The sequence below is a fragment of the Candidatus Anoxymicrobium japonicum genome, from assembly GCA_002843005.1.
Classification (GTDB): domain Bacteria; phylum Actinomycetota; class Geothermincolia; order Fen-727; family Anoxymicrobiaceae; genus Anoxymicrobium; species Anoxymicrobium japonicum.
On record PHEX01000036.1, the window covers coordinates 1 to 16,183 of the forward strand.

General features: G+C 58.8%; 12 protein-coding genes and 1 riboswitch. Of the genes, 10 read left to right on the forward strand and 2 right to left on the reverse strand.

Annotated elements, in window-relative coordinates:
- Nucleotides 1–174 precede the first annotated feature (174 nt).
- Nucleotides 175–1,848 (reverse strand): FAD-binding oxidoreductase, encoded by a 1,674-nt coding sequence (locus tag CVT63_04815; protein PKQ28030.1) that lies wholly within the window; start codon nt 1,846–1,848, stop codon nt 175–177.
- A gap of 207 nt (nt 1,849–2,055) precedes the next feature.
- Nucleotides 2,056–2,649 carry a hypothetical protein gene (locus CVT63_04820; protein PKQ28031.1) on the reverse strand — a complete coding sequence of 198 codons (594 nt, stop codon included), beginning with the start codon at nt 2,647–2,649 and terminating at the stop codon, nt 2,056–2,058.
- Nucleotides 2,650–2,693: 44 nt separating this feature from the next.
- On the opposite strand from CVT63_04820, the gene CVT63_04825 reads away from it, so the two are divergent.
- From CVT63_04825 to CVT63_04870, 10 genes are all read left to right on the forward strand, one after another.
- The gene (locus CVT63_04825; protein ID PKQ28032.1) at nt 2,694–3,743 is read left to right on the forward strand and encodes a hypothetical protein; all 1,050 of its coding nucleotides are present in this window, start codon (nt 2,694–2,696) and stop codon (nt 3,741–3,743) included.
- A gap of 13 nt (nt 3,744–3,756) precedes the next feature.
- Nucleotides 3,757–5,544: a hypothetical protein gene (locus CVT63_04830; GenBank protein PKQ28033.1), complete on the forward strand. Its 1,788-nt coding sequence runs from the start codon at nt 3,757–3,759 to the stop codon at nt 5,542–5,544.
- Nucleotides 5,545–5,556: 12 nt separating this feature from the next.
- Nucleotides 5,557–5,754 (forward strand): hypothetical protein, encoded by a 198-nt coding sequence (locus CVT63_04835; protein ID PKQ28034.1) that lies wholly within the window; start codon nt 5,557–5,559, stop codon nt 5,752–5,754.
- Between the two features lie 37 nt (nt 5,755–5,791).
- Complete coding sequence (locus tag CVT63_04840) at nt 5,792–7,348, forward strand: hypothetical protein (GenBank protein ID PKQ28035.1); 1,557 nt, start codon at nt 5,792–5,794, stop codon at nt 7,346–7,348.
- A gap of 46 nt (nt 7,349–7,394) precedes the next feature.
- A riboswitch (cobalamin riboswitch) is annotated at nt 7,395–7,567 on the forward strand.
- A 190-nt stretch (nt 7,568–7,757) separates the two neighbouring features.
- Complete coding sequence (locus CVT63_04845; GenBank protein ID PKQ28036.1) at nt 7,758–10,361, forward strand: hypothetical protein; 2,604 nt, start codon at nt 7,758–7,760, stop codon at nt 10,359–10,361.
- A 19-nt stretch (nt 10,362–10,380) separates the two neighbouring features.
- On the forward strand, nt 10,381–11,337 hold the full coding sequence (locus tag CVT63_04850; GenBank protein ID PKQ28037.1) for a hypothetical protein: 957 nt from the start codon (nt 10,381–10,383) through the stop codon (nt 11,335–11,337).
- 162 nt (nt 11,338–11,499) lie between these two features.
- Complete coding sequence (locus CVT63_04855; GenBank protein ID PKQ28038.1) at nt 11,500–12,420, forward strand: hypothetical protein; 921 nt, start codon at nt 11,500–11,502, stop codon at nt 12,418–12,420.
- Nucleotides 12,399–14,090 (forward strand): ABC transporter, encoded by a 1,692-nt coding sequence (locus CVT63_04860; protein ID PKQ28039.1) that lies wholly within the window; start codon nt 12,399–12,401, stop codon nt 14,088–14,090. Before CVT63_04855 ends, CVT63_04860 begins: the two co-directional genes overlap by 22 nt.
- Entirely contained in the window at nt 14,087–14,830 is a 744-nt protein-coding gene (locus CVT63_04865) for an ECF transporter S component (protein ID PKQ28040.1), read from the forward strand. Before CVT63_04860 ends, CVT63_04865 begins: the two co-directional genes overlap by 4 nt.
- Nucleotides 14,827–16,071: a hypothetical protein gene (locus CVT63_04870; GenBank protein ID PKQ28041.1), complete on the forward strand. Its 1,245-nt coding sequence runs from the start codon at nt 14,827–14,829 to the stop codon at nt 16,069–16,071. Before CVT63_04865 ends, CVT63_04870 begins: the two co-directional genes overlap by 4 nt.
- The last annotated feature ends 112 nt before the right edge of the window (nt 16,072–16,183 follow it).

Sequence of the window (16,183 nt, forward strand, 5' to 3'; positions counted from 1 at the left end):
TGAACAAGGCGCCGCAGCCGCCAGCCGTGCCTCTGGCGGTCTGGATCAACAAGCCGGAGAAGGTGCGTGGAGAGGAGGTGATTGCTCCCTAAACTTTTCGAGAAGGTGTCTCAAAATCGTTGACACGTACCGCCGCGCGCCATGTGGGACTGACCCCAAAGTTAAGTGCGACTGCTACAGGCCGAGCTTTCCGGGATTCATTATTCCAGCGGGATCGAGCGCTTTTTTTAGCCCGCGCAGGGCTTCCATCCCCTGCGGCCCGTACTCTTGCGCGAACCACGTGGCGTGTTCGTAACCGACACCGTGATGGTGTGTGATGGTGCCGCCGTTCGCGAAGATAGCTTCACCCGCCAGCTTTTTGATGTGCTCCCACTGCTCGATCTCACGGCCCTTTGCGATTTTCCCGAGAAATATGAAGTACAGACTCGAGCCGGTCGGGTACGAGTGCGACAGGTGGCATGTCACAATATCCTTCGAATCGTAATCCGCTAAAGCCTGCCGGATTGCGTCCTTTGTAGCGCGGTACAACGGCATTATGTTTTCCCACGTGGTCGAGGTTTCAAGCGTGTCGGTCATGACGCCCCACCCAAACATTATGTCGCGCAGGTAAGGATGGTCATAACGCCCGTGGTGCCACTCCTTCCCCACGCTCTTGCCCAGTGGAATAGCGCCATTCTTGCGAGAAATAGATTGTATTTTCTTCATGCGCCTCGCGACATCGGCCTTCCCACCCTCGCAGCCCAGTATTCCCAGCGCGCCCGTCTCAAACGAGTAGCCCATGACGCCAATAGCCTTGAGCGCGGCCTGAATCGCCGTTTCCTTTGCGACATTGCTCGAGGGCTTGCGAACGTGCGTCGCGAAGGCGCTTTCCTCGGCGTCACTGATGCGTATGGTTTCGGGAATGACTCCACTATGAATCATCTCGCGAACAGCACGCACTCCCCCCTCGAACTCCTTGAAGAGAACTCCCCTGTAATCATATTTTCGCGGGAGCGCTCGCACTTTCATTGTCGCCTGGGTAATGATTCCGAGGGCGCCCTCTGAGCCGGCAATCATGCGGACAAGGTCTGGGCCTGTCGCGGAAGCGGGCACGTCACGGGTGTCGATCGCGCCACGGGGCGTGAGCAGGCGCACCGACTCCACCATCTCTTCGATCTTCCCGTAGCCCGTGGACTGACGTCCGGCGCCGCGGCTCGCGATCCACCCGCCGAGTCCGCTCAACAGAAACGACTCCGGGGCATGGCCAAGATAGAGGCCATGCTTTTTGAGCTCCTCCTCGAGCTCCGGACCCCAGATACCCGCCTCAAAACGGGCGGTGCGGCTCTCGGGGCTCACACGGATAACCCCGTCCATGCGGCGCATGTCGACGCTAATCGACGCCGAGAAACCGTTGTCAAGAGACTCAACGCCGCCGACCACGCTGGAACCGCCGCAAAACGGAGTCACGGCGATGCCCTCGTCCTCCGCCAGCTTGAGCAGCGCGGATATCTCATCTTCCGTGCCCGGATAGACCACCGCGTCAGGCGGGTTGGGGATGTCTCCAAGCCGCGCGCGCACTATGTCGCGATAGCTCTTCCCCAGCGCATGGTAAACGCGGCCGCGCCTGGACGTGTCCACGTTCTTCTCGCCCACGATCTCTTCCAGCAAGGCGACCTTCTCGCGCTTGAGCCGCGGGTCTCGGAGATGGAGGTCTTCCAGTTTCGGGTCGGGAACACGTACCCTTTCGACTTTGATATCTAGCTTGTCCTCGAGAAACGGGATGTAGGTAGGCCTCTCCTCTACCGGATAGGTCTTGTTGATGTCGCCCCATCCCCACCAGCGTGTTTCAACGTCTTTCGCTTCTGTCACCTCAAAATTCCCTTCGCTTTATTTTGTCTATCAGGCGCCCATGCGCGTGAGCGCGCTGGGAACAGTCTATCGCAGGCGAATGAGGGGAGGAGCAAGATCAGGCGCTTAAACCCGGATATCGCGGCTTTGCCCGACAATTGAGAGTTGACGCGACACCGAACCACACACGGCATCGGCCGCTGTAACCGTTCGAGAATTGTCCGCCGATTACAACTTCATGCCGTAGTCAGCGTGCTTCTGCTCGAAACCCAGCTTCGCGTAGAAACCCCTGGCCTTTTCGTTTTCAACCTCGACGCTGACAACGAGCTCCTCGCACCCCATGGCGCGGGCGATGCGTTTGGCTTCCTCGACCATCAGCGATCCAACGCCTTTGCCCTGGGCATTCCTGGTCACCACGAGCTCGGTTATCGCGGCATAGTTGCCTCCATGGTAAAGCGAGGGCAACATCAACAGGACGAGCAGGCCTGTTCTATCGCTTCCCTCCGAGGCCAGAAGAAACGTCCACTCCGGGGAAGCTATCATTTTTCTGAGCGTGCTGTACCATGAAACAGGATTGACATCTCCGGTAACCCCGACCGCCTGCCCCAGTTCACGAATAAGAACAGCCACGTCCTCCTCGTCGGCCAGTGACGCTTTACGAATCTCTACCATCGACCCTCCCCTTCTAGGCGCTTCGCAACCGCTCAAAAGAATATCACATATGAATGCGAAAACGCATAATGGGGTCAAACCAAAATATGCGTTTGCAACAGATAAATGATAGGAGTGCGCATAAAAACGCATATTTTGGTTTGACCCCATTATGCGTTTTCGATTGCCATCAGTGTGTAAAAAGGTAATAATTATTGGCTATGTCACTATCGAAGACTCTAAAAAACAGATTCATCGTGGTTATGCTGGTCGCGGCGTGCGCGCTTGCACTTGCCGGGTGCGGCGCCGGCGAGGTCGCCGGGGAGAGCGACTCCCGCGCCAACCTCGAGAAGATTCTCAAAAAAGGCATCAAGCCGAACGAGATGGGCATGGTCATGGTTCTCGAGTACCACCGCATCAAGGACGCGGAAAGCAGTTACACCCGAAGTGTCGAGAACTTCAAGAAAGACCTCGAGAACCTTTATCAAAAAGGGTATCGCCTCGTAAAGTTCCGCGATCTCATGAACGGGAAAATCGACGTGCCCGCGGGCACAACACCTGTCGTGTTCAGCTTCGACGACTCGACCGAAAGCCAGTTCAGATACCTTCCCGATGGCGACAAAATCTCAATAGACCCGGAGTGCGCGCTTGGCATGATGAAAGCTTTCTACAAGAAACACAAAGAGTTCGGTTATACCGGGCTTTTCAATGTTCTGCCCGAGATGTTCGACCAGCCCAGGTACAAAAAACAAAAGCTCGACTACCTGATGCGCAACGGCTTCGAGATCGGCAACCACACAAAGAGCCATCCCTCCCTTGGGAACCTGACCGACGAAGCGGTCCAGCAGGAAATAGCGAGCCTCCAGAAGGAGGTAAAAGGCGTCGACCCCAAGATCAATCTCGACATCCTCTGCCTGCCGTTCGGCTCGATCCCGAAAAACCAGGCGCTCATGTACGATGGATCTTCAGGCGGGATCAAGTATCACAACAAGTGGTCGCTCCTGGTGGGCTCAAATCCTTTCTATCCGATGTACCACTACAAAAATCCGGGGCAGTTGATTCCGCGAATTCAAGTCATGGATTACGAACCACGAACGGGCGCCGGAGTGGATGGCGCCGGTTACTGGATACGGTACTTCGACCGCCATCCGGAGCTGAAATTCATCAGTGACGGGAACGTCAAAACTATCTGCGCGCCGGCGTACATGGAGACGCGCGTTCTCCCGGGCAAGCTCTCGAAAGAAATCTCTTTCCTCGGATACTAGACTGGAGCAACCAATGGCAAGAAAACGGACATTCTCCAATAGACGCGGCGGGCATGTTTTTGGCGGCCGGAAGCCCCGGCTCATCGGAGACAATCTCGATCTTGTGAGGCGCGAGGCTCAGGGCGGGCAGGCGTCACATTCCAGCGAGGATCTTTCGCGAGACGCGAAAGATTCAGAGCGCAGGCCCGTAGAGATGCCGGCGCTGGCTCGAAGCGTCCGCGTGGCGGCGCCAGGATACAGGAAGCGAAAAGGGTTTACGGGTGCTCAAGCAGCTCTCGGCGCGATTTTTATACTTGTCGCGGTCATTGTGTTCTGGTTTTTCGCGTTTGTGTATCCGTCGCCTATCGGCGGACTTTCTCCGGCGAACGGCAGCTATGTCAAAACTCCCACCGTCGACGTCAAGGCTTCGATAAGCCGCTCTTTCAAACCTCAGGATATCACCATGAAAATAGACGGCAAAGACGTCGGCGTGAACGTGTTGCCGGATAAAAAAACCGTTTCGGCCACCGTTCCCCTTCCGGACGGGCCACACCGCGCGATGTTGCGGCTCGATGGCCACGCTTTCATGGGAAAGCGGATCGCGCAATGGTCTTTCAATATCGATAGCACCCCGCCGGAGCTCAGCTTGACAAAGAAAAAGATTACACGCACAAAGAAACCTGGCGAAGCGCGAATCGATTTCAAGTGCAACGTCGAAAAGGGCGCGTCGGTCACTGTGAATGACAGACCGATTGCCATCGACAAAAAAGGCGACTTCAGTTGCGTCACGGTCACAAACACGGTTCACAGCCTCAAGATTCTCGCGAAAGACAGGGCGGGCAACGAGAAGAGCGACTTCATCATCACGCAGAAGGCGCCCACGGCCAAAGGCATCCACGTGTCCACCTTCATCGCGGCAAGTGATACCGACTTTGACAGGGTGATCGCCCTGGTGGATCGCACGGAGTTGAACGCGCTTCAAATCGACCTCAAGGACGAAGCGGGACAGATCGGCTTCAATATCAACAACACGCTCGCGCAGCAGGCAAAGGCTGCCAGCAACTACATAAAGCTCGACGAGTGCGTGGATCGGATGCGCTTCAAGAACATCTACTCGATAGCCCGCATCGTGTGCTTCAAGGATCCAAAAGTCGGCCGCGCGCGGCCGGATCTCGCTGTGCAGGGCAAGGCCGGCGGGCCGTGGGGCAAGGGCGACTGGCTCGATCCGTACTCTAAAGAGGTCTGGGATTACGACCTGGCGGTAGCCGAGGCCGCGGCCAGAGCGGGCTTCAACGAGATACAGTTCGATTACGTGAGGTTCCCCTCCGACGGCAACACCAGCGCTTGCGCGTACCCGCGCCAGGACGCGCGCAAGCCAAGCGAAGTCATCAACGACTTCCTGACGTACGCCAGAGAGAAGCTAGCCCCCTTCAACGTGTTCATATCAACAGATTTGTTCGGCCTGACCGCGAGCAAGCAGGGAGACATGAACATCGGACAGAACATCGTGGACATCGCGAAGCGCGTGGACTTCATATCACCGATGGTGTACCCGTCGCATTACAATCCCGGCGAGTACGGCATCAAAACGCCGGAGGCGAACCCTGGCGACACAGTCACAAAATCCATTGAAGAGTTCAAGAAAAAGATGGCCGGGACGCAGTCCAGGCTGCGACCGTGGCTGCAGGATTTCAGCCTGAAAATACCGTACACGCCTGACATGGTGCGAAGGCAGATCGACGCGTGCGAGAAGCTGGGCATGCGAGAGTGGCTCCTCTGGGATCCCAACTGCACTTACAGCGAATCGGCGCTCAAGAAGTAAGGAGATATCGAAATGCGCGACAGAAAAGCTTTCGCGGCGCCGGCCGGTTCCCGGAAAATGAGAGTTCGCTGGAAAAGTTTGCTTTTTATCATCGCCATCAGCGCGCTTATCGGCTGCTACTGCGGCTTGCAGATTCCCGAGGAACGGCGCAACCGCATCAACAGACTGCTTTTTGAAGGCCGGGAGATGTGGTTCCGGATATTCGTGTAAGCGCACGGCAAAGTACAACAGGAAGGTAACAGGCAAAATGGCGCAGTACGACTACGATGTTGTCATCATCGGTTCCGGGATTGGAGGCCTGACCTGCGGCGCCCTTCTTTCAAAGGAAGGATTGAAGGTTCTGGTGCTCGAGCAGAGCCACCGCATCGGGGGTTGCTGCTCCAATTATGACCACGAAGGTTTCAAGCCGGATGTCGGCGCGATTTTCGTAATCAGCCACGAGATGTACTACAAGCTCTTCGAACTTCTCGACCTGCGGTTGGAGGATTACCTCGACTATCACCTGATCGACCCGGTTTACGACACCATTCTCGACGACGGCACTCGCCTGCTGCTGCCGTGTGACGTGGACGAGATGGCCGAGGTGATCGCTGGAATAGCTCCCGGGGACGTCGACGGCTACTACCGTTACTGCGCGGACATGAAGAAGGTGTTCGATCTCTACCTGTCACTGATGTCGATGCCTATGCCCCGGCTTCGCGACGTCACCAAAATTTCTACAATAGTCAAAATGATATCGCGCAAGGAGCAGTTATCCGCGCAGTTATCCGCGCTTCCTGTGAACTTGCGGCTCGCCAGCCGCACACTCGATCGTGTCGTTAACAAATACTTCAAGGATGACCGTGTCCGTCTTATGTTCAGTTGGGAGAACCTCTACGCAGCGATGCCCGCGCACCGCTGTACAGGCATGCTCTCCAACGTCACCTACATGGGCAGGATGGGCTACTACTACCCGAAGGGTGGAATGATCGCCATCCCAAATGCGCTGCGCAAGATAATGGAGGGCTTCGAGGGTGAGATAAAGCTCAGCTCCACTGTGGAAAAGATCCTCATCACAAACGGGCGCGCCAGAGGGGTCCGCCTCGAGGGAGGTGACGAGATCAGCGCGAAAGCGGTCATCTCGAACGCGCACTCGAGGTCCACATACCTGGATCTCGTCGGTCGGGAACACCTGCCATACGTGGCAAAGCGCGCGGTTCTGAATCAGTCGTGCTCGATCCCGGCGCCAACTTTATATCTCGGCCTAAAGGAGAAAATGGACTCGGTAAGGGCGCAACTAACGGTACTGCTCCCCAACAAGCAAAAGTTCGACAACTTCTGGCACGAATACTACGAAAAGGGTTTGCTGTACCGGCCGGACGACAGCGCCTTTCTCGTAAGCTGCGCCTCGTACAACGAACCCGACCTCGCCCCCGAAGGGAAGCAGGTGCTTTCGGCGATCTACCTCGCGCCTTACAAGCTCAAATACCACAACTGGGACGACATCGCCGACGAATGGGCATGGGAGTGCGTTGATTCGCTCGAGAAGCGCGCTTTCCCGGGCCTGCGCTCGAACGTAGAGTGGATGGACTCGGTCACTCCGATCGAGCTGGAGCGGAGGCTTCGTCTTCCAGAGGGCGCGTTCTTCGGCCTCGAGATGAGCGGCTCTAATGTGGGATTGTTCAGGCCGAATTACAGGTCCATGGTTATCGACAGGCTCTACCTCACGGGACAGTGCACGAACCCGGGTGGCGGCGTGCCGCTCGTAATGTTCTCCGGAATCGCCACCTCCAGCTTTCTAATGAACGACTGGCCGAAACTCTAGCTGTTTGACTTATTTCGCTCGAGCGATATACAATTTTTCCAACAACTGAATAACACGCCGCATTGGTGGCATTCAGCCTTAATCAGGGAATCCGGTGAAAATCCGGGACGGACGCGCCACTGTGTTGGGGAGCGACCCGCATTGACCACCGGCGAGAGCCGGGAAGGGCGGGAAGCGTTGAACCAAGTCAGGAGACCTGCCTGTGCGGATACCCATGACGTCCTCGCGTACGGGAAAGTCAGGGCCTGGAAGTGAATTTTCGGCCGCCCTTTAAAAGACGAGGGGCGGTTTTTTCACGTCCGGCCTCATGCGACATCGCGAAAGGAGGAGGTGCCGGGCAGGTATATTGAAAGTCCGCGTATCGAAGGCCTCAACGATCTCAATGAGTACTATGAAGGAGTGAACTGAGATGAAAAAAGTGATTTTGATTGTTCTGGCAGTGGCGCTGGCCCTGGTGTTGCCGGTCGCGGCGATGGCACAGAACGCCAACGAGTGGCGCCAGTACCAAAAAGACGAGAGACACGCCGGCGCTATAAACATCAACCTGCCCGCCACAAACAAAGTTAGCGGTCGGACCGAAAACATCGGGGCTTATGAAAGCAGCCAGCCTGTGGTCGCAGGCAACAGGGCTTTTGTCCATGCGGGAGTCGCCGGCACGTCCGGCGCGATCTACTGCTACGACTTGAGCACCGGAAAGAAAATCTGGAATACGAGCGTGGAACCGGTATCCGCCTGGGGAAGCTGGTCGTCGCCCGCGATCTCCGAAGGAGTCGTGTATATCGGGTCGGGCTCGAAGGTTCAGGCACTGGACGCCGCGAGCGGCAAGTTGCTGTGGACAAAAGACCTCACCACGATCAAGGCGAACGCGGACGTGGTCAACAGCTCCCCTGCAATCGACGGAAACCGGCTCATCATCGGGGATTACAACAACGGCTGCTACTACTGCCTCGACATCAGCCAGAAAGGCAAACTGCTCTGGAACTTTTCACTCGAGGCAAGCACCATCGGGATGTCCACGGCGTGCATAGTTGAAGGCCGGGTCTTTGTCGGTCAGAGTGCCGCACTTGGCGCGCCTGTCAACCCGAACGGCAAGGTGTGGTGCGTCGATGAAAGCACCGGCAAAGCCGTCACATCCTGGGGCACAAGCGGTTACTACATGACAGTCGGCAAATTGGATGTCTGTGGCACCGTGACCGCGTACGGCGATTTCATTTACTTCACCGATTTCAGTTTCGGCGCCGCCTCCGCGCCCAACTGCTACCTCTACTGTCTCAACAAAGGCACCGGGAAAGAAGCATGGAAAGCCGGCGTGTACGGCACGGACGGATCGCCGGCGGTGACCGACGGCCTCGTGGTGACAGCCGGACAACAACAGCCGGGGGCATGGCCCACGCCAGGCACCAACTGGGCGACGGCTTTCAGCGCGGACACCGCGACTGGCAAAAACCCGAAGCAACTGTGGACGAAGTCGGGCATGGGCGGCTACACGATGTCCGCCTGTATCGCTAACGGCAAAGTGGCGGTGGGGAACATTAGCACGGGGTGGCCCTCCGTGGGCGCGGGTGTGCAAATCCTCAACCCCGCCGACGGCAGTACGATCTGGCAAAGTACGGAAGGCGGGGGCCCGGCCGTACCGACCCCGTACGGTCTCTTGAGCATCGGCAACGGAAAGATGATCACTTTCGGCGGCGGCGCCGTCCCCAATGGTGATTACTACTTCGCGGAAGGAACCACGCGCGACGGCTACCAGGAGTGGATATGCCTGGAAAATCCAACTGCCGGTAAGGTAAACACTACTATCGATTACATGATGAACGACGGCGGCGCGCGCTCACAGAAAGTTGAGCTCGCCGGAGGATCGCGGACGACCGTTGACGTAAACCTCTTTCTGGGAGCGAACCTGGACGTGTCCGCGCGTGTGACGGGCGACGGCTACTTTGTCGCCGAGCGCTCGATGTACTTCAATGCGGACGGGCAGAACGGCGGCGAGCAGGTGATGGGAGTGACCGAGCCCGCGCAAAGGTTCCTGTACGCGGAAGGAACCACCAGGAACGGATTTAAGACGTGGCTCGCCCTCCAGAACCCCGGGGACGTGGACGCCAACGTACTGGTCACCTATCTGTACGCCGACGGCTCGGCGCCCGGTCAACAGAACATCAAACTTGGCGCGAATAGCCGCCAGACGATCGATGTCAACCTCGAGGTGGGAGCGGACAAGGACGTGAGCATCGCCATTACCGCCAACCATCCGCTCGTTAGCGAGCGCGTCACGTACTTCACGCACCCGGATGAGATACTCGGCTCTGCGCCCAACGGCGTACACAACTGCACAGGCGTCGCCGTGGCGGGTACAAACTGGTACTTCGCCGAGGGCACAACCCGCGGCAACTTCAAGGAGTACCTGTGTTTGATGAACCCTGGAAGCCGGGACACCACGGCTACTATCCAGTACATGAAAGCCTCGGGAAGCGCGCAAACGGTCACCAAAGAACTAAAGGCTAACTCGAGAACCACCGTCAACGTCACGGAGGATGTCGGTTCCGGCCAGGATGTCTCCGCGCGCGTGACTTCGCCTGAGGCGATCGTGGCCGAGCGCCCCATGTACTTCCAGTACCAGCCCGCGGGAGACGGCACTGCGACTATGTGGAAAGGTGGGCACGACTCGGCGGGCGCCGCGTGGGCCGCCTACAGGTGGGAGTTCGCCGAAGGGTGTACACGGGAAGGGTTCAGAACTTTCCTGTGCATAGCGAACCCCAACAACGCGAACGTTGAAGTGAACATCAGCTACTACACCTTCGAGGACACCGGGGCGCTCGAGACAAAAACAGCGAAAGTGGATGTCGCCGCCAATTCCCGGCAGACGATCCTCGTGAACGACGCTGTCGGGCAGGGCAAGGACGTATCGATGAACGTGTCCTGTAGCCGCCCCATCGTGGTGGAGAGGCCGATGTATTTCAGCTTCAACGGCTACACCGACGGAGGCGTATCGCCTGGGTTGCCCGGCGCGCTGTAAAAAAAGAAAAGAAGGGGTCATGATGAAGAAAACGCTCGTATACGCTACGGTTTTAATAGTAATAGCAGGCGTGTTGTTTATCGGGTTGCGTGGCTGTACGTTTATGCCATGGAACGCGAAAACGCCCGACGGCTCCATGGTGTCGGTTTCGATAACTGAAGAGTTCGGGCGCCGCCTGGTCAAAAGCGGGAAAGTGCGGGTGAAAGAAGGGGATTCGGCTCTGGACGCGCTCAAAGAAGTCGCCCGTGTCCAGACCGACTACGGGGGCGGATTTGTGTCGGCAATCAACGGGATAAAGTCCGCGGCGAACGGCAAGCGTAAAGACTGGTTCTACTACGTGAACGGAACTTTGTCCGGAATCGGTTCGAACCAGTGGGAAGCTCGCGCCGGGGACACGATCTGGTGGGATCTCCACGAGTGGAGCGGCCGCAACTTCATCCCTGCGGTTGTGGGAGCGTGGCCGCAGCCGTTCACCATCGGTTACTCGCGCAAACCGCAACGCTCGAGAGTGATGTACGGCGATGGCATGGAGAGCCTCGCCCGCGACGTCGGAGGCTATTTGGAGAAAAACGGCGCGGATGTCGTATATTCCACGCGGGTTTCACGGCGTGAACATGATGGGAGCGGCCCTGCGATCGTCTTCCTTTCGTTCGGGCAGGCGCGCCGGATTCCGTGGGTCGTGGATGCCCTCGCGCAACCTGGCAAGAACGGCTCATTTGTGACTATCGATGACGAAAAGCTCGTTGCGCTCGACTCCGACGGACAGGCGGCGCCCGCGGGCAACAGTGCGCAAGCGGCTGTCGTCAGCACGGGATCCGGCATGGGGGACGCATCCCCGGTGTGGTTCGTTATCTGCGACGGTGGCGCGGGTGCGGCGCGGGTGCGGCGCTTGCTTGTCTCTGAGACCGAACGCCTGGCGCTCAAGGTTGGGGTCGCGGTCGAGGCAAATGGCAGTGTGTACGCCTTGCCGAGATAAGTGAAAATAGCCCCCTCGCCCGGGGTCACCGCGCGCGAAGAGCGTGGGGTGGGGAAGAGGGTTGGGGCAAAACCCCCCTAGCCCCCCTTGTCAGGGGGGTACCTCGCCCCCCACCTTAATCCTCCCCGTCTGCGGGGGAGGAAAATAGGACAGGACACTAAAATGATACCGGTATATCGCAAGAACGGCAGCTTCCTTCAGGGGCTGCATCCGGCAACCCAACTGGCGCTGGCGGGCTCGCTCATAGTTGCGGCCCTCACCGTTGATAACCCGCTCTTCCAGTTCGCGATCATCCTGGCCACGGCCATCCTCGCCGCTTCGGCGGGAGTCTTGCGGGAGTGGCTCTCCTGGTGGAAGTTGTGCGCGGCGATCTCCCTGGCGGCGCTTATCATCAACCCCCTGGTTTCTCGACACGGCGCGACGGTTGTCTGGCGGGGCCCGAGTGTCCCTGTGTTCGGCCACCTTTTCGTGACCGCCGAGGCGATTCTATACGGGGCCGGCATGGGGCTGAGGCTTGCCTCGATGATATGGGTATTCGCTCTCGTCACGCTTACGGTAGATCCGGACAACGTCCTCGGCCTTCTCAAGGGCCGCGGTGCGAAATCCGCTCTTGTCAGCGCCCTGACCATGCGGATGGCGCCCACGATGATGAGCGATGCGGGCGATTTGCTCGACGCTATGAGGTCGCGCGGGATCGTACTGGACAGCGGTAGCAAATGGATGATGTTCAAGAGCAGGCTCCCGCTGGTAAAGAGGCTGTTTGCCACGTCGCTGGACAGAGGGATCAGCCTTGCCGAGGCGATGGAGTCAAGGGCGTACGGCTCGGGGAAGCGAACGCGTTATCACCGGCGCGGTTTCAGGGGCGGGGACGCGGCAACAGTGGCCGCGTCGCTCGCGATTCTGGGCGCCGGCGTCGCCGGGATCGCCACGGGCGCCGTATCTTTCAAGTACTTCCCCACCCTCTACATGAAATACACGGCGGGCACGCTGTTTGTCGTGGCGGCGCCGGTCGTTATCGCCTTTTCTCTTTTGTTTCTCTCAACAGTATGGAAGCGATCTAATTGGTTGAAATTGAGAATCTGAGCTACTGGTATCCAAGGCGCGACGTTCCCGCGCTATCTGATGTTTCTCTGCGGGTGTCGCCCGGTGAGTTCATCTTGCTGGTGGGCGCGTCCGGGTCGGGAAAATCAACGCTGTGCCGCGCTGTGAACGGCCTGGTTCCCCACTTCTACGGCGGCAGGATAGCGGGCAAGGTTAAGGTCGCGGGAACCGACACCGCCACTACTGACGTGCGCGATCTCGCGAGAGTCGTGGGCATGGTGTTCCAGGATCCCGAGAGCCAGTTGATATCGGAAAACCCCGTCGCGGAAGTCGCGTTCGGCCTCGAGAACATCGGTCTCGAGCCACAACAGATACGCAAGCGTGTCGAGGAAGTGCTCGCGAGCCTGCGGCTCAGTCCCTTGCGCGACAGGAGGGTGAGCGAGCTCTCCGGCGGAGAGAAACAGAAAGTGGCGCTGGCCTCCGTGCTGGCAATGCATCCCCGGATCATCGTCTTGGACGAACCGACCAGCCAGTTGGACCCGATAAGCGCCGAGGAGTTCCTGTCCACGCTGAAGTCCCTCAACGACGAGCTTGGCTTGATCGTGATACTGGCCGAACATCGCGTCGAGCGCTGCTTCCACTTCGCCGACCGGGTAGTGGCACTTGACGGGGGCACTGTCGTGTTCGCCGGCGAGTCCGCCGAGATGGCTTCCTGGTCGAAAGGAAAACAGTGGACGCTTCTGCCTCCGATCACCAGGCTATTTCTCGATGGCGAAGAGAACAAAGCGCCCCTCACGGTGAAGGAGGGCAGAATGAGGATCGCGAAGCTGGCCGCGGGCAAAGAAAAAGTCCCCTCGCCGATCCGGAGCGTTGATCCAGAAGCAGGCGGCACGCGCCCTCAAAGAAAGGAAAAGAGCGCGGGTGCCCCTCCGCCACAGATAGAGACAAAAAACCTCTGGCACGTTTACGGCGACGGAACCGAAGCTCTTCGTGGCGTCAACCTCGCGATTGATCCTGGCGAGTTTGTGGCTGTCATCGGGGAGAACGGATCCGGGAAAACCACGCTCGTCAGGCACTTCAACGGGTTGCTCCGCCCCGGCAGGGGGAAGGTGCTCATCGAGGGGCAAAACATCGCGGGCGTGGAAGTGGCGCTGCTCGCCCGGACGTGCGGCATGCTCGCTCAGAACCCGAACAGCCAGTTGATCGCCAACGACACAACCTCTGAGCTGGAACTCTCGCTCGAGGCCATGCGCGCGCCGCGCGAATCGTGGAGCAAGATGATAGACGAGGCGCTGGAGTTCGCCGAAATCGAGCCGTTGCGCCACAGCAACCCCGCTGACCTTTCCTGCGGAGAGAGGGAACGGGTGGCGCTCGCCTCCGTGCTCGTCTGCAAGCCGAAAATCCTCGTGCTCGACGAGCCCACGCGGGGTGTGGACATGAGGACCAAGGAGCGGCTGTCGGGGTACCTCCGGCGGTACAACTCCGAAGGAAATACGGTCATACTCGTAACGCACGACATGGAGTTCGCGGCCGAATGCTGCGCGCGCGTGCTCCTCATGGGCGCGGGCCGGATACTCGCTGACGGCGACAAGCACAGTGTCCTCTCCGGATCCCTGTTCTTCACGACCCAGTACAGCAAATGCTTCAGGGATGCAGCCTTTGAAGTAGTAACACGCGAGGAAGCGTCTCGCGCTCTGGAGGCGATCTCTTGAGAAAATCGAACTTCGCGCTTCTTGCGCTGCTGGCCGTGATCGGAGCATGGATCGCTGGAGAACTCTCAAACGTCCACGCGCTCGCGAACCTGACGCTCATGGCCTCCCTCACGGTGACGCTCATTCTGCTCTACTACTATCTTCGCTTCGAGGAAAAAAAGAGCGACGCGAAGAACATCGCGATCATCGGCACACTGGCGGCGCTCTCGGTCACCGGCAGGTGCCTGTTCGCGGCCGTGCCGAACGTGAAGCCCTCGACCTTCATCATCATAATCACGGGATACGTATTTGGCCCGCTACCCGGATTCATGGTTGGGGCGACGACCGCGCTCGTCTCCAATTTCTTCTTCGGCCAGGGCCCCTGGACCATCTGGCAAATGCTGGCGTGGGGCCTCGCAGGGCTCGTCTCGGGATTGCTTGGCCCGGGGCGGCGGCTCGAAGGCCGCTGGACGCTCGCTCTGTACTGCGCCATGTGGGGCCTGTTGTTCGGGTGGATAATGAACCTCTACTTCGTTTTGGGATTCGTGCGCCCGATCAACTTCAACTCTTTCTTTGCGACGTATGCCGCTTCATTGTGGTTTGACGCGCTCCACGCGGCGGGCAATTTCTTCTTCGCGTTCCTGCTTGGAGCGTCCCTTGTAACAATGCTGAGGCGCTACCAGGCTCGTTTCTTCTTCGAAACGGTCGCGGATCCGCGAGGGCCGGTTGCGCGCGTGGATGACGCGGAGATAAGCGCATGAGGAAAATCGAACCGCTGGTCATGCTGGTCATAGTAATGTTACTGGCCGCCATGGCAGCGCCGCTTGCGTTGGCGACCGCGAACGGCGCCGGCAGTTCGGTGGATCGCGCGCTCGACTACTTGAGAAGCAGGCAGCAGTCAGACGGCGGCTTCGCGGAGCCCGGCGGCAAATCCTCAGAGCAGGTCACTTCATGGGTCATTTGCGCCGTGGCGTCAGCGGGCAAAAACCCGGCCTCGTGGCGAATGTCAGGCAAATCGCCCGTAGATTTCCTTTCCGCGAGGGCCGGCGGCTGGAGCAAGCTGCCGGATATCGAGAGAAACTGCCTGGCGGTCTGTTCGGCGGGCGCGGATCCGCGCTCGTTCGGCGGGCGCAATCTGGTCGCGGACATAAAAGCCCGCATTGCCACAGATGGGCACATTGGCGACATGGTCAACGATCACTGCTGGGGAATCATCGCCCTGGTGGCCGCCGGAGAAAAGGCGCCGGACAGCTCGAGGACGTGGCTCGCCGCGCGCCAGAACATAGATGGAGGCTTTGGCTTCTCCGGGGATTCAGGAAGCGACCCGGATGACACCGGCGCGGCTCTGCAGGCGCTTGCGGCAGCGGGGGAAGACAGGCAAAGCAACACTATCAAGCGGGCGCTCTCGTACCTGCGTTTCTGCCAGGCCTCCGATGGTGGTTTTACATGGCAGGCCGGGGCATCCAACACCGGTTCGACCGCGTGGTGCGTCCAGGGGTTAGTCGCGGCAGGCGAGGATGCCGGCGCTGACGCATGGGCCGTGTCCGGAAAGACACCCCTCGATTTTCTATCGAGCATGCAGAAAGATGACGGGCATTTCCGATACGCCGTCGACACGGATACAAACCCTGTGTGGATGACCGCTGAATCTGTGCCGGCCGTCTTAAAAAAACAGTTTCCATTGAACATGAGCAACACGCCGAAAAAGGATGCTCCCGCCGCCGCCACGAATTCGAGCGCAAGCGCGAACTTCACCGTGGCAACCGACAACGGCGCTATACCCGCTATACCCGCAAATACGAACGACGCGGACACGACACCCTCGCGCGCCAATCCGCCATCTGCGAAACACAGGCTCGCCAGAGACGCCGACCTGCTGAGCGGGTGGGCCGTCTCGGACAGAGAACCGGGTGGTGGGGTTGCGGCATTCCTTGTCATCTGCGCGACATACCTGCTGGCGCTTGGCCTCGTCTACCTGGCAAATGAAGTCATATCCGGATAGTTGAAACGCAACCGGGGTCAGTCCCCCATGGCGCGCGGACATAAAAACGCATAATGGGGTCAAACCAAAATATGCATTTTTATGCGCGCTCCCATCATTTATCTGTTGCAAA

Bases quoted from the DNA above. Each gene is read 5' to 3' on its own strand.
- CVT63_04820 (PKQ28031.1), bottom strand. From the start codon at position 2,649: ATGGGGTCAAACCAAAATATGCGTTTTTATGCGCACTCCTATCATTTA.
- CVT63_04835 (PKQ28034.1), top strand. From the start codon at position 5,557: ATGCGCGACAGAAAAGCTTTCGCGGCGCCGGCCGGTTCCCGGAAAATG.
- CVT63_04855 (PKQ28038.1), top strand. From the start codon at position 11,500: ATGATACCGGTATATCGCAAGAACGGCAGCTTCCTTCAGGGGCTGCAT.
- CVT63_04870 (PKQ28041.1), top strand. From the start codon at position 14,827: ATGAGGAAAATCGAACCGCTGGTCATGCTGGTCATAGTAATGTTACTG.
- CVT63_04850 (PKQ28037.1), top strand. From the start codon at position 10,381: ATGATGAAGAAAACGCTCGTATACGCTACGGTTTTAATAGTAATAGCA.
- CVT63_04845 (PKQ28036.1), top strand. From the start codon at position 7,758: ATGAAAAAAGTGATTTTGATTGTTCTGGCAGTGGCGCTGGCCCTGGTG.
- CVT63_04830 (PKQ28033.1), top strand. From the start codon at position 3,757: ATGGCAAGAAAACGGACATTCTCCAATAGACGCGGCGGGCATGTTTTT.
- CVT63_04840 (PKQ28035.1), top strand. From the start codon at position 5,792: ATGGCGCAGTACGACTACGATGTTGTCATCATCGGTTCCGGGATTGGA.